Annotated in this window: 12 protein-coding genes; 5 read left to right on the forward strand and 7 right to left on the reverse strand. The window is 71.4% G+C overall.

Annotated elements, in window-relative coordinates:
* Window positions 1–3: 3 nt before the first annotated feature.
* The 5 genes from GFH48_RS03085 to GFH48_RS03105 are packed head-to-tail and all read right to left on the reverse strand — an operon-like array spanning window position 4 to window position 4,976.
* A complete protein-coding gene (locus GFH48_RS03085) occupies window positions 4–798 on the reverse strand; it encodes a citryl-CoA lyase (protein WP_153286756.1) in 795 nt (264 codons plus the stop codon).
* Window positions 791–2,098, reverse strand: coding sequence for a CaiB/BaiF CoA transferase family protein (locus GFH48_RS03090; protein WP_194280478.1), 1,308 nt, complete (start codon window positions 2,096–2,098; stop codon window positions 791–793). Before GFH48_RS03090 ends, GFH48_RS03085 begins: the two co-directional genes overlap by 8 nt.
* Window positions 2,099–2,101: 3 nt before the next feature.
* Window positions 2,102–3,577, reverse strand: coding sequence for an amidohydrolase family protein (locus GFH48_RS03095; protein WP_153286757.1), 1,476 nt, complete (start codon window positions 3,575–3,577; stop codon window positions 2,102–2,104).
* Entirely contained in the window at window positions 3,574–4,098 is a 525-nt protein-coding gene (locus tag GFH48_RS03100; RefSeq protein WP_153286758.1) for a DoxX family protein, read from the reverse strand. The genes GFH48_RS03095 and GFH48_RS03100 overlap by 4 nt, the downstream gene beginning before the upstream one ends.
* On the reverse strand, window positions 4,095–4,976 hold the full coding sequence (locus GFH48_RS03105; RefSeq protein ID WP_153286759.1) for a dioxygenase family protein: 882 nt from the start codon (window positions 4,974–4,976) through the stop codon (window positions 4,095–4,097). The genes GFH48_RS03100 and GFH48_RS03105 overlap by 4 nt, the downstream gene beginning before the upstream one ends.
* A gap of 154 nt (window positions 4,977–5,130) precedes the next feature.
* Here GFH48_RS03105 and GFH48_RS03110 point away from each other — a divergent pair, with 154 nt between their 5' ends.
* Both GFH48_RS03110 and GFH48_RS03115 read left to right on the forward strand, forming a co-directional pair.
* The gene (locus tag GFH48_RS03110) at window positions 5,131–5,937 is read left to right on the forward strand and encodes an IclR family transcriptional regulator domain-containing protein (protein WP_153286760.1); all 807 of its coding nucleotides are present in this window, start codon (window positions 5,131–5,133) and stop codon (window positions 5,935–5,937) included.
* A gap of 252 nt (window positions 5,938–6,189) precedes the next feature.
* Window positions 6,190–6,972 (forward strand): S1 family peptidase, encoded by a 783-nt coding sequence (locus tag GFH48_RS03115; RefSeq protein WP_194280479.1) that lies wholly within the window; start codon window positions 6,190–6,192, stop codon window positions 6,970–6,972.
* Between the two features lie 214 nt (window positions 6,973–7,186).
* On the opposite strand, the gene GFH48_RS03120 is transcribed toward GFH48_RS03115, so the two are convergent.
* On the reverse strand, window positions 7,187–8,704 hold the full coding sequence (locus GFH48_RS03120; RefSeq protein ID WP_228120324.1) for an MFS transporter: 1,518 nt from the start codon (window positions 8,702–8,704) through the stop codon (window positions 7,187–7,189).
* A gap of 89 nt (window positions 8,705–8,793) precedes the next feature.
* Here GFH48_RS03120 and GFH48_RS03125 point away from each other — a divergent pair, with 89 nt between their 5' ends.
* The 3 genes from GFH48_RS03125 to GFH48_RS03135 all read left to right on the forward strand — a co-directional run bounded on the left by GFH48_RS03125 (window position 8,794) and on the right by GFH48_RS03135 (window position 12,045).
* The gene (locus tag GFH48_RS03125) at window positions 8,794–9,318 is read left to right on the forward strand and encodes a winged helix-turn-helix transcriptional regulator (protein ID WP_153286763.1); all 525 of its coding nucleotides are present in this window, start codon (window positions 8,794–8,796) and stop codon (window positions 9,316–9,318) included.
* Between the two features lie 873 nt (window positions 9,319–10,191).
* The gene (locus tag GFH48_RS03130) at window positions 10,192–11,268 is read left to right on the forward strand and encodes an ABC-2 transporter permease (protein WP_153286764.1); all 1,077 of its coding nucleotides are present in this window, start codon (window positions 10,192–10,194) and stop codon (window positions 11,266–11,268) included.
* A 267-nt stretch (window positions 11,269–11,535) separates the two neighbouring features.
* Window positions 11,536–12,045: a DUF302 domain-containing protein gene (locus tag GFH48_RS03135; protein ID WP_153286765.1), complete on the forward strand. Its 510-nt coding sequence runs from the start codon at window positions 11,536–11,538 to the stop codon at window positions 12,043–12,045.
* A gap of 37 nt (window positions 12,046–12,082) precedes the next feature.
* On the opposite strand, the gene efeU is transcribed toward GFH48_RS03135, so the two are convergent.
* Window positions 12,083–12,952 carry an iron uptake transporter permease EfeU gene (gene efeU, locus GFH48_RS03140; protein WP_153286766.1) on the reverse strand — a complete coding sequence of 290 codons (870 nt, stop codon included), beginning with the start codon at window positions 12,950–12,952 and terminating at the stop codon, window positions 12,083–12,085.
* Window positions 12,953–12,964 lie beyond the last annotated feature (12 nt).

Genomic DNA, 12,964 nt, shown 5'->3' on the forward strand with positions numbered 1-12,964 from the left:
GCCTTATCCGTCAAAAGGGCGTGGCGGTATCGATCGGTTGTTCAGGTCCACGGACAGGAAGATGTCCTTCGCGACCGGATCGCGCAGCTCCTCGGCGAGCTGGCCGATGAGTCCGGCGGTGCGGGCGAGCAGCGCGAAGGCGCGCAGGAGTTCCAGGGGCAGGCCGAGATCCGCGAGCGCGGCCCCGCACACCCCGGCACCGTTGAGCGGCAGCGTGCGGCCCAACACCCGCGGGTGAACACGGCCGATGGCGGCGAAGAGGGAGAGATGCGGGCCGGACACCCCCTCCTCGTGGGCGATGTCGAAGAGCCGCGCCGTGCGGGGATCGCCCTGCTTGTGCACGTGATGGCCGAGCCCCGGAACCAGCCGGCCCGCCTCCCGCGCCGACCGCACCGCCGCCAGCGCGAGCACGTCCCATTCCGCGTCGTCGGCCGGATGACCGCCCTCCACACCGGCCAGGACGTCGTGCAGGAACCTGCCGCAGTCCTCGGTGACGCCCAGGAAGCGCGAACCGCCCCCCAGGAGACCGGCCGCGAGCGCTCCCTGGACGGAGTCCGGGGCGGAGAGGAAGGTCAGCCGCGCCGTGATGGCGGTCGGCGTGAACCCGTGATCGGCGAGTGCGGCCAGCACCGCTTCGAAGACCCGGATCTCACCCTTCGCCGGCCTGCGCTGCGTCGCGAGCCAGAACGCCAGTTCGCCGAAGCCGACCTCGCCCATGACCTCCTCGGCGAGGTCCCGCCCGAGCAGGGTGATCCGGTCGGGGGAAGAGGCGCCGAGGGCCGTCGGATAATCAGGCATCGCCGCTCTCCCGCCCCGCGCGTACGTCCTCGCCGCTCTCCCGGCCCGCACCCGCGGCCTCGGCGCTCTCCCGCCCCGCACCCGCGACCTCGCCGCCCTCCAGCCATCTACCCACGTCCTCGCCGCCCTCCGGCCATCTACCCACGTCCTCGCCGCCCTCCAGCCACTTGCGCACGTCCTCGCCGTGTTCGTCGAGGGCGGGCGGTGGCAGCCGGTAGGCGGCCGGGGTCTCGGACAAGGTGATCGGGTGCCGGGTCGTGGGCACCGCCCGCTCGCCCTCCCCGGCCTCGACCACCGGGTCGAGGCCGAAGCGCTCGGCCATGGCGAAGCCGCCCTCGATCGTGTTGATCGGCCCGCACGGCACTCCCGCGGCCACCAGCAGCTCGAACCACTCCAGCGCACCGCGCGTCCGCAGCCGCTCCACCAGGATGGGCCGCAGCTCCTCGCGCCGCTCGGTGCGGTCGGCGTTGTGACGGAAGCGGCGGTCGTCGGCGGTCCCGGGGATGCCGAGCACCTCGCACAGCCTGCGGAACTGTCCGTCGTTGGCGGCGGTGACGATCAGGTCCTGGTCGGCGGTCGGCAACGGTTCGTAGGGGAAAACGCTGGGGTGCGCGTTACCCATCCGGTACGGCACGGTCCCGCCGGCGGCGTACGCGGAGCTGTGGTTGACCAGCCCGGTCAGCGCCGAGGACAGCAGGTTCACCTCCACCAGCTGACCGCGTCCGGTGGCGTCGCGGTGCCGCAGTGCGGCGAGGATCCCGATGACCGCGTGATTTCCGGCCATCACGTCGAACACCGAGATGCCGGCCCGGTACGCCGGCCCTTCGGGGTCGCCGGTGAGGCTCATCAGTCCGGAGATCGCCTGCACCATCAGGTCGTACCCGGGAACGTCCCGCCCCGCGCCCGTGCCGAACCCACTGATCGAGGCGTACACGACGCCGGGGTTCCCGGTGCTCACCGAGGCGTGGTCGAGACCGTAGCGGGCCAGACCGCCCGGCTTGAAGTTCTCGATCACCACGTCCGCCCGCCCGGCCAGTTCCCTGGCCAGCCGGGCGTCCCGCGGGTCGCGGAAATCCAGGACGACCGACCGCTTCCCCCGGTTGACACCCAGGTAGTACGTCGAGACCCCGTCCCTCACCGGTGGCGTCCAGGTACGGGTGTCGTCCCCCGCCGGTCCCTCGACCTTGACCACGTCGGCCCCGAGGTCCGCCAGCAGCATCGTCGCGTAGGGGCCCGCCAGGATCCGCGAGAAATCCGCGACCAGCAGACCGTCGAGCGGCCCGCGCGCACCGTCAGCCATGACTTACGACTCCTCCTGCCGCACCGCGACACCCTCGCCGCGGTACGTGCTGTACGTGTAGGGGTTCGAGACGGGCTCGGTGCGCGGGATCTCCGGCTCCAGCGCCTCCCGCCACGCCTCCTCGCCCAGCGTCCTGCGGGTGTACTCGACGGTGGCGCCCACGGCCTCGCGTGCCTTGCGCAGGTCGACACCGAGGAGTTCGTGCCGGTACTTCACGACCCTGCCGTCGACGACGACCGTGTCCACGTCGGCCCGCTGGGCCTGGTACACCACATGCCCGTAGGGGTGCAGGAGAGGGAACATGGCCGGGTCGCGGTCGTTCCTGAGCAGTACGAGGTCCGCCTTCTTTCCCGGTGTCAGCGAGCCGATCCGGTCGTCGAGACCGAGGACCCGCGCGCCGCCGAGGGTGGCCCACTCGACGACGTCCTGCGCCCGCAGCGTGTGGTGGACCACCGTCTCGACTGCCGCGTGCGCCTCCAGGTGCTCGCGGGCACGGTCGGCGGACAGCGTGGCCCGCATCGCGGAGAACAGGTCGGCGCTGAACCACACGCTGGTGTCCATCGACAGGGACACCGGGATGCCGTGCCGCCGCAGCCTCCAGGTGGGCGGGTAGCCCTGTCCGGCGTTCTGCTCGCTCTCCGCCGACACCGACACCCTGCCGCCGGAAGCGGCGATCCGCTGATACGAGTCCTCGCCGAGCGTGGCGGAGTGCACGTAGGTGACGTCGGGGGTCATGAACCCGTGGTCCCACATCAGCCGGATGCCGTCGTCGCCCGTCGCGCCCCAGACGCCGGCGTGGGTGGTGACCGGTACGCCGAACTCCCGGGCCGCCTCGAACGCGGCCTTCTCCGGGAACGCCTCGTCGCCCGTGACGTCGAACGCCAGCTGGAGCCCCAGCATGTCGTCCCGCGCGGAGAAGTGTCGGTCCACGAACCGCCGCATCTCCGGGGCCGTCGCCCACTCCCACGGCGCGCCCAGCAGATTGCCGTAGGCCAGCACGAAGCGGCCGGGTACGGCCCGCAGCGCCTCGACGGCCGCGTCCGCGTGCTCGGGTGTCCGCAGCCCGTGCGACCAGTCCACCGTCGTCGTCACTCCCGCGTCGAGCGCTTCGACGGCCGACAGCAGGTTGCCCGCGTGGATGTCCTCGGGGCGGAAGATCTTGCCCCAGTTCAGGTAGTAGAAGACGAAGTACTGCGACAGCGTCCAGTCCGCGCCGAACCCGCGCAGCGCCGTCTGCCACATGTGCCGGTGGGTGTCGACCATGCCCGGCATCAGGATGCCGCCGGTGGCGTCCACCACGACCGCGTCCTCGGGCGCCGTCAGCGCGTGCCCGACACGGTCGATGAGCCCGGCGCGCACCAGGACGTCCCCGCCGTCCAGCCGACCGATCGCGGGATCCATGGACAGCACGGTGGCGTTGCGGAAGAGAAGAGGGCGTCCGGCGGTGAGCTCGTCGGGGCGCGGGATGTCGATCGTCATGAAGTCACCTCGTTGTGCTGCTGTGCCCGGGTGCGCAGCACCCGTGACCTGAGGACGAGAGGTACGGCGGCGGTGGCCGCGCCGACCGCGAGCGCGGCGGCTCCCCACCCGTTGCCGTGGAGTGAACCGAGGCCGACGGCGTGGTCGAGGGACCATGCGCCCGGGCCGGTGAAACCGAGGACGGCGGCCGCGGCGCCGTACCAGAAGGGGACCTCGCAGCCGCCCTGTTGCGCCCAGAACCCGTTCGGGGCGGTCGCCACGGCCGCCACGGTCATCGTGCCGACGATGACGGCGGCGCCGCCGGGAGTGAGCAGGCCGGCCGCGAGCGACGCCGCTCCGGTCAGCTCCGCCAGCCCCGCGAGCAGGACCATGGGCCGGCCGGGCACGAAGCCCCATCGTTCGAAGACGGTGCCCGTCGCGGCGGGGCCGGCCCCGCCGAACCGGCCGAACAGTTTCTGGGCGCCATGGCCGCACAGGAGTACGGCGAGAAGCACCCGCAGCAGGAGCAGGCCGACGTTCACGGCCGGGTTCCGTCCGGGGCCGAAGGCTGCAGCACGAAGTCGAACACGGCACGCAGATGGGGCGTGTCGACGGTGCTCCCGTCCGGCGCGGTGCCGGCCGGGTGTTCGTCGAAGTCCACGACGAGTCCGTCCTTGGTCCCGAACACGACGTCGCTGTCGAGGTAGGGGGAGCCGCTCCGGAACAGGTGGGTGATCAGCCGGTCGTGGCCGGGATGGTCGATGAGGAAGTGGATGTGCGCGGGCCGGAAGTGGCTGATGCCGGTCCGGCCGATGAGCGCCCCGACCGGGCCGTCCATCGGGATGGCGTAGCCGAGCGGCGCGATGGTGCGCACGCAGTACGTCCCGTCGGACCGTGTCCGGTACTTGGCGCGCAGCCGTGCCTCGTCGACCTCGGCGAGCTGTGACTCGTAGGTGCCGTCCGCGTCGGCCTGCCACACGTCCAGGACGACGTCCGGCAGCGGTGTGCCGTCGAGTCCGAGCACCCGGCCGGTGACGAACAGAGGGGTGCCCTCGACTCCGTCGGACATGTCGGAGCCGTACGGGGCCGGCGGCGAGCCGTCGATGTGGAACGGGCCGAGGACCGTGGCGGGCGTCGCGTCCGGTGCGAACCGGTGGTTGAGCTGCACGACGAGGGTGCTCAGGCCGAGCACGTCGGAGGCGAGGATGAACTCCTGGCGCTTGTCGTCGCTGATCCGCCCGGTCGCCGTGAGCCACTCCACGGCCGCCATCCACTCGTCCTCGGTGAGGCGGACCTCGCGGGCGAACGCGTGCAGGTGCCGCACCAACGCCGTCGTCAGCTCGGCGAGCCGGGGCGTGTGGGCGGTGGCCCACCGTTTCTCGGCGAGGTCGGTGAGATTCTCCTCCGTCACGAAGGCCATGGAATCCTCCTTGGTCCGGCCAGCTCGACGTCATGCGGACGACTGTCCGCACGGCGGTCAATGTGCCGCATAGTTGAGAGCGAAACAAGACCTCTGCACTGACCAGAAAGAAGTACGACTGCCGGACCACTGTCCGCTCGGTTAGTCTGACCTCATGCGCCGAGACGGAAATCCCGAGTTCATCGAGGCCCTCGCCCGGGGGCTGGACGTGTTGCGCTGCTTCCGGCCGGGCTGCGACTCGATGACGCTCAGCGAGATCGCCGCCGCCGCGGGCCTAGCCCGCCCCACGGCCCGGCGCATCCTCATCACCCTGGAACAGCTCGGCTACGTCCGCTCGCAGGAGCGCGGCTTCTCCCTCACCCCCCGGGTACTCGACCTCGGCACCGCGTACGTCGGTTCGATGAACCTCTGGGAACTCGCCCAGCCCCACCTGCGCGACCTGGTCGGGCAGACCGACGAGTCCTGCTCGATCGCCCAGCTCGACGGGTCCGACATCGTCTACGTGGCCAGGGTCGCCGTACCGAAACTCGTCACTCTCGCCGTCACCATCGGTACGCGGTTCCCCGCCCTGCAGACTTCGCTCGGCAAGGTCCTGCTGGCGACACTGTCCCCGGACGAACTCGACAAGTCCCTGGCCGAGCCCAGCCGTTCCGGTGTCACCCCCCGCTGGACCCCTGACCGGGACGAGATCGACGCGGCCCTGCGCGAGGTGCGGGCGAAGGGCTGGGCGGTCACGGATCAGGACCTCGCACCGGGCATCCGCTCGGTCGCCGCGCCGGTGCGCGACGGGAACGGCCGAACGGTCGCGGCCGTGAACGTCAACGCCCACGCCGCCGAGACCTCGGTGGAGACTCTCGTCGACCACCATCTGCCCCTGCTGCTGCGGGCGGCGAGTGCCATCAGCGCCGACTGGGCGACGTGGCAGGCACGCCCTCTGGAGATCCTCGGCACGACTCCCTGAGCGGCACCGCCCGGACGGACGCGGCACCGCGATCGGAGTGAACCGGGCCGACCGGTTCGTCACCCGATGCCACGATCGCCCGCTCTCTGCCCGCAAGCGCGGGCGTACGGAGGCGGAAGAGGGAGATCCGGTCGCGCCTGTCCGGCGACCGGGGCACCGCCCCCTTACGATCACCGACCGTCCCCCATCGGTTCGGGGGTGGCGCCTGACTCGGTTCACCGCACGGTGGACGATTCGTTCGGGGAGTGGTGGATGACAGGGAAGCCCCGCCGGGCCATGACGGCCGTACTGGCGGCCTTCGCCCTCGTGCTCGGCGTGTCGGCGGCGGCCCGGGGGATCGTCAACGGCGACCGGGTGACGTCACCGGCCACGTACCCCTGGATGGCGCAGATCCAGATCCTGAGGGACGGGCGGCTCCAAGGGGCCTGTACGGGCACCCTGGTGAGCGGGAGTTGGGTCCTCACCGCCGGCCACTGCGTCGACAGCCGGGACATCATGGTGGTCCTGGGCACCACCGCGCTCCGGACACGGACCGACCGCTCGCTCCGGGTGGTCCGCGTCGTCAGGCATCCGCGGTACGCGACCGGCGGCCGTCTCCGCTACGACGCGGCGCTGCTGCGGCTGGAACGGCCCGTGAGCTTCGGTCGCACGGTCGCGCCCCTGGCGTTGCCGCCCTCCTCCCGCCTCACGTCGTACCCGGGGCCGCTCGTGGTCGCCGGCTGGGGCCACACCCGTGAGGACGGTCCCGCCTCGGACACCCTGCTGAAGACCGAACAGGCCGAGAGCGGCCGGTGTTTCCGGCAGGGACTCCAGCGCGAGGTCCACCTGTGCACACTCATCCGCAATCACCGGGCGACCTGCTACGGGGACAGTGGAGCGCCCCTGACGCACCGGAACGGCCGGGGCGGGTTCACCCTCGTCGGTATCGCCAGCGGCATGGTCGGCGATCATCCGTGCGGAGCGGAGGGCCAGGAGAACTACTTCGCCAGGGTCACGGCCCTGGTCGACTGGATCCGTCGCTGGATCCGGCACTGAACCGAGCCGCTCGCACGACAACCCGATGCCCGGGATGCCCCCCGATGCCCCGATGCCCCGATGCCCCGATGCCCCGATGCCCCGACAAGAGTGGCAACGCCGGCGGACCCCCTCGACGCCGTCAGCCCCGACCCACCCACGGCACCCGCAGCACCGACAGCACCGACAACGGCCCCGTCAGCGGTGATTCGGCACCCGCGAAAGGCGCGTCGGACTACGCCGCCGAGGGGCGGCGCAGGAGGAACGCCGTCGGGACGACCACCGCGAGGAGCACGATTCCGGCGACGAGCCAGCCCAGGTGCAGGGCTTCGCTGAAGGCCTGGGGGACGGCGACGGAGATCGCGTGCGCCTGTGCGGCGGGCGGACCGCTCGCGCCGCCGTGGGTGATTCCCGCGACCACACCGTCGACGCGGTCGGCCGGGACGCCGGACGCGGCCAGCCGGTCGTGCAGGTACTCCGGGAACCGGGTGGTGACCAGGGTGCCCAGAACGCTGGGGCCGAGCACGCTGCCGAGCTGACGGAACATGTTGACCGACGCGGCCGCCATGCCGGCCTGGAGCGGGGGCACGCTGTTGACGGCCGCGGCGGTCGACGGCGCCACCAGGACGGCCGAACCGGCGCCGGCGACGAACAGGCCGGGCCACATGGCCCCGTACCCGCTGGACGGTCCGGCCGCCAGGAGCGCGAGGGCCCCCGCCCCCATGAGGACGAGGCCGGTGACGAGCGCGGCGGCGATGCCGATCCTGCGCACCAGGCGGCCGGCGAACGCGCTGACCACGATGTAGGTGGCGAACATCGGGAGCAGCTTCACGCCCGTCGTCAGGGCGTCGTCGTGGGCGACCCGCTCCAGATGGAGGACGGTGAGAAGTGAGATGCCGACGAAGCCGAACATGGTGACGGCGCTGATGCCCATCACCGTCGCGAACGAGGCGTTCTTGAACAGGCGCAGCTGCAACATGGGGTCGTCGTGGCGGAGTTCGACCCGCACGAAGGCCACCAGCGAGACGGTGAAGACCACGTAGGCGGCGATGATGACGGGCGCGCCGTAGCCGGTGGAGCCGCCCTCGATGATCGCGTACGTCGCCGACGCCACGGCGAGGGTGCCGAGCACGACGCCCGCCGGGTCGAACCGTCGCGTCGGGTGCTTGCTCTCGGTCACCAGCAGCGGGGTGAGGATCAGGGCGAGCACGCCGATGACCACGTTGGTGAGGAAGACGGCGTGCCACGACACCCGGTCGAGCAGTACGCCCGCCACCAGCGGTCCGACCGCCAGCCCGAGGCCCGCGCAGCTCGCCCAGACGCTGATGGCGCCGGTGCGCTCGTGGGGGTCGGTGAACGTGTGGCTCACGATCGCCAGGCTGGACGGCAGGACGGCGGCCGCCCCGACTCCCATCAGCGCCTGGGCCGCGATGAGCAGGCCCGCGTCGCCCGCCAGGAAGGCGATGACGCTGCCGGCCGTGAAGAGCGCGACGCCCGCCAGAAGTATCCGCCGCCGCCCGATGATGTCGCTCAGCGTGCCGGCCGACAGGACCAGACTCACCAGCGCGAGGCTGAAGGCACTGCTCACCCAGACCGTGGTGCTCGCGGACAGGCGCAGGGCGTCCTGGAGGGGCGAGAGCGCGGAGATCGTCGACGACACGTTGACGAAGGACATCATCACACCCAGGCAGAGGACCAGGAGGGCCCACCACCTCCGCCCGTTCGGGACGGCGGCGGTAGCGGGGGTCGTCACCGCACGGATGTTAGGCTGACTAGTGGAAACCATAGCCAGAAGATATCAGGCTGGCTATGCAAATACGTAGCCAGGAAGAGCGTGGGGACATGACGGAGTCCAGCGGGGCGCCAGAAGCCGGTGTGGAGCCGGTGATCACCAAGACCGGCCGGTTCTCCGATCACGACGAGAGCGTGGCGGGCTGGTGCCACATGGAGCACGCTCTGGAACTGGTCGGCACCCGGTCGGCGATGATCCTTCTGCGCGAGCTCTACTACGGCGCGCGGCGCTTCGACGACCTCGCACGGCACACCGGCCTCACCGAAGCGGTCACCTCCCAGCGGCTCAAGCGCCTGGTCGACGCGGGCCTGCTCCAGCGGCATCCCTACCGGGAGCCCGGTCGGCGCACCAGGCACGAATACGTCCTGACCGATCTGGGGAGGTCGCTGTTCCCCGTGTTCGTCGCCCTGATGGAATGGGGGGCGCGCCTCGGCGGGGAAGGCGGCGTCGAACTCGTGCACGCCGACTGCGGAAGCCCGGTCGGCGCCGTGGTGCGGTGCGCGAACGGCCACGACGTCGGCCTCTCCGACACGGCCGCGCGGTTCGTGTCGGACGGGGAACGCGAGGTTCTCTGACTCCGGACGCCGCACGACCGGCCGAATTCCCGGGGGATCGTCATCGGCCCCGACACGATGCCCGGGGTAGGGCGCGGTGCCCCCGGGGCCCGGGGCGGTCCGGCCTCCGGGCGACGTCACCCGTGTCCGGCCCGAGAGCGCCCGCGGACCCGTGTCGGCCCGGCGGAATCACCCGCGGTCCCCCGGCGGACCGGTACAAGATGCGTGTTCGCCGCGCCACGGCCAGAGTGGGCACTGCGTGACTGGGTCGGCCTCCCCGGCGGACCCCTCCGTCCGGGACCGGCCCTGCCGCGCGAGGGGTCGGGGCCCGCGGAGTCTTACGCGCCCGCTCTCCCTGCCCGCCGCGCGGCCCACGCCCGGAGCGATACGGCCGGCGGCCGGCGACGGCGGTCCCCTGTCCAGCGACCGGCCGCGCGACATGCGGCTCGCGCCCGCGTCGCGCGATGGCCACGGGTGGCGCGGCCGACGTTCCGGACGGGCTTCCCGGAGCGGGCCACTTCCGTCCGTCCGAAGCCCCCGAGGCCGTCCGAAACACCCGGAGCCGTCGGGCGCGACCGAGGCCGGCCCGCCGACGCAACGGAGCCCGACGATTCCAAGGGGTCGACCCGTCGGCGGCCCGAGACGCCACGGCGGCCGACCCGACGAAGACCGGAGAACCGGAGAACCCACGGCAGCCGATACGACCGACACCGGAGACCGGAGACTCCAGGGCAGCCGCTTCCACGACGACCGGAGATTCCCCGGCCGCCGACCCGACGCCCCTCTCCGCGCCGAACAGCCCGCTGACACCCCGCGAGTACGCCGCCCGCGGTCCCCTTCCACCGGGCCGCCCTCCAGATGCGCGGCCAGGCGGTCCGACCTAACGTCGACGCCATGTCAGAGCCGGATGCGCCGGGCAACCGCGCCCATGACCATGAGACCCACGAGCGGCCTCCGACCCCCGCGAAGCGGTGGGAGGCCTTCGCGCGTTCCCCTTACCTGCCGGCGACGGTGCTCGTGTTCCTCGTCTCCGCGGTGGCCGGCGTCTTCGCGTGGTCGTACACCTACGCCTTCGCCAACCCCACCCCGCACCACGTGCCGACCGCGGTGGTCGGCTCGCCGGACGCGGCCCACAGCGCCTTCCTGACCGGCATGGAGACCGCGCTGGACGGCTCGTTGGTGATCCACAGGTACCCCGGCTACGCACAGGCCAGGGAAGCGGTCGAGAAGCAGACCGTCTTCGCGATCTTCGACCTGCGGCGGGAACGCGCGGTGACGGTGAACGTGTCCTCCGCGTCGGGTGCGTCGGTGGCACAGGTGCTCGAACAGACGGCACCAGCCGTGGGCAGGGCCGCGGGAATGGAGGTCCTGGTACGGGACATCAAACCGAACCAGCGAGCGGATCCCCGCGGGCTGGCGATCTTCTACATCTCGCTGGCAGCCGTGGTGGTCAGCTTCGTGGGCGCGATCCAGCTCAATGTGAACGCGAAGGAACTCGGCGCCGTCGCGCGCCTCGCCTTCACCGTCGCCTACTCCCTGCTCGGGGCCTTCGCCATCACGGCGGTCGTGGACTGGTTCCTCAGTGCGCTCGAACTCCCCTTCATGGCTGTCTGGCTGACGCTGGCCCTGACCATGTACGCCGCCAGCACGGTGTGCCTCATGTTCATGGTCCTCTTCGGACGGTGGGCGCTCATCCCCACCTGGGGCCTGATGGTCCTGATCGGGAACCCGTCCTCCGGCGGCGCGGTCTCCTGGCCCCTGCTCCCCACCTTCCTGGGCGTTGTCGGCCGTTGGCTGCCGACGGGCGCGGCGATCGGCGCGATCCACACCGAGGTCTACTTCCCCGGATATCTGCACGCCTTCCCGTTCCTGGTCCTCATCGGCTGGGCCTTCGTCTCGACGATGGTCTTCTGCCTCCTGAGGTACCGCCGTCCCGGAGCGGAACGCACCGCCGTGGCACACCCGGAATGACGTGACGACCACCGAGAGGCCCCCGCTGTCAGGGCCGGGAAATCAAGACCGACGATGGCGAATCATCACCCTTCACCCGGTTTGCCCCCTCGATCGGTCGGCCATAAGGTCACTTCGAGCAAGGGGCGCGCTGCGACGGACGGGCGGCCTGTCGCTCTCCGTAGACACTGCCGACCGGTTTCGACGGGCTGCCGCGAACGGCGCCGCCCTCGTCGCGAGTCGCGGGCGTCGGCGCACCCACCGGTCACGGAAAGAGGGAGTCTCCGCATGCCCAGCCAGAGCCACACCGTAGCCCGCGTGGACGTCCACACCGGTATCCCCTTCGACGTCTTCATCGCCGCCCTGGAGGAGGCCGCCCCGGCGGTCGACCGAGGCGCGTTCGAACTCATCGACGAGACCGGGGGTACCTGGGACGACGTCCGTGCCGCGATGGCCGAGAACGCGCCCCACCACCTGGTCCGCTACTTCCGGCTCAACGGCACCGAGGTGCTCAGGCCTGCGGGACACAGTGTCAGGTCGATGGAATACCTGACCGGCAACCACGTCATCGCCGAGACCATGTTCCGCCATGACCCGAGGGCACTGCTGTACGCGCCCCTGCGGATGCTGGTCCACAGCGACGACGACGGCAACGCGGTGTTCACGATGCACCGCCCCAGCGACGAGTTCGGCAGTCTCGGTGTCCCAGAGGTCACCGAGGTCGGCAAGGATCTGGAACGCCATGTGATCGAACTGCTGCGGCTCTGCGGAGTCGACGCGTCGGAGGACTTCGCCTGACGGGCACGGCCCCGGGGCCGCCCTGCCCAGGTCCCGCTCACGACGGAGCCCCGGTGGCCCGGTCGGCCCGAGCGGTCTCCGTCTCCTTCCGCGACGCGGGTGTGCGCGGGGTGCGTTGCGGGGCGAGGAAGAGACCCATGACCGGGACGACGTACACGGCCCAGACGGTCATCTGGAGGACGGTCGGGTCGGGCTGGAAGTTGAAGACGCCCTTCAGCAGGGTGCCGTACCAGGAGTCCGGCGGCACGGTGGCGCTGATGTCGAAGGCGAGCCGGCGCAGGCCCGGCAGGAAGTCGGCTTCCTGCAGGTCGTGGATGCCGTACGCGAGGACGCCCGCCGCGACCACGACGAGCATGGCGCCGGTCCAGCGGAAGAACTTCGCCAGGTCGATACGCAGGGCGCCCTTGTAGAAGAGCAGGCCCAGCACGGCGGAGGCGGCGAGCCCCAGAAGCGCGCCGGCCAGCGGACGGATCCCGTCGTCGGTGGCCTGTACGGCGGTCCAGACGAACAGCGACGTCTCCAGGCCCTCCCGGCCGACGGCGAAGAACGACGTCACCACCAGCGCGCCGGCACCGACGGCCAGCGCGGCGTCCAACCTGCCCTGGAGTTCGCCCTTCAGATGGCGGGCGGTACGCCGCATCCAGAAGACCATCCAGGTGACCAGGGCGACGGACAGGACGGACAAGGTCCCCCCGAGCGCCTCCTTGGCCTGGAACGTGAGGGTGGAGGAGCCGAACTGCAGGAGGGCGCCGAAGGCAAGGGAGAGGGCGACCGCCAAACCGACGCCGGCCCACACCGGCGCGAGCCGGCGGCGGTTGCCGGTCTTGACGAGATAGGCGACGAGGATGCAGACGACCAGACTGGCTTCGAGGCCCTCGCGCAGTCCGATGAGAAAGTTGCCGAACATGGGTGGACGTGT

Origin of the sequence: Streptomyces fagopyri, from assembly GCF_009498275.1 — a bacterium.
GTDB lineage: Bacteria > Actinomycetota > Actinomycetes > Streptomycetales > Streptomycetaceae > Streptomyces > Streptomyces fagopyri.

What these genes read in the sequence shown, in the direction of transcription:
- GFH48_RS03105 (WP_153286759.1), bottom strand. Translation starts at nt 4,976, where the DNA reads ATGGCCTTCGTGACGGAGGAGAATCTCACCGACCTCGCCGAGAAACGG.
- GFH48_RS03115 (WP_194280479.1), top strand. Translation starts at nt 6,190, where the DNA reads ATGACAGGGAAGCCCCGCCGGGCCATGACGGCCGTACTGGCGGCCTTC.
- GFH48_RS03110 (WP_153286760.1), top strand. Translation starts at nt 5,131, where the DNA reads ATGCGCCGAGACGGAAATCCCGAGTTCATCGAGGCCCTCGCCCGGGGG.
- efeU (WP_153286766.1), bottom strand. Translation starts at nt 12,952, where the DNA reads ATGTTCGGCAACTTTCTCATCGGACTGCGCGAGGGCCTCGAAGCCAGT.
- GFH48_RS03090 (WP_194280478.1), bottom strand. Translation starts at nt 2,098, where the DNA reads ATGGCTGACGGTGCGCGCGGGCCGCTCGACGGTCTGCTGGTCGCGGAT.
- GFH48_RS03095 (WP_153286757.1), bottom strand. Translation starts at nt 3,577, where the DNA reads ATGACGATCGACATCCCGCGCCCCGACGAGCTCACCGCCGGACGCCCT.
- GFH48_RS03130 (WP_153286764.1), top strand. Translation starts at nt 10,192, where the DNA reads ATGTCAGAGCCGGATGCGCCGGGCAACCGCGCCCATGACCATGAGACC.
- GFH48_RS03125 (WP_153286763.1), top strand. Translation starts at nt 8,794, where the DNA reads ATGACGGAGTCCAGCGGGGCGCCAGAAGCCGGTGTGGAGCCGGTGATC.
- GFH48_RS03135 (WP_153286765.1), top strand. Translation starts at nt 11,536, where the DNA reads ATGCCCAGCCAGAGCCACACCGTAGCCCGCGTGGACGTCCACACCGGT.
- GFH48_RS03085 (WP_153286756.1), bottom strand. Translation starts at nt 798, where the DNA reads ATGCCTGATTATCCGACGGCCCTCGGCGCCTCTTCCCCCGACCGGATC.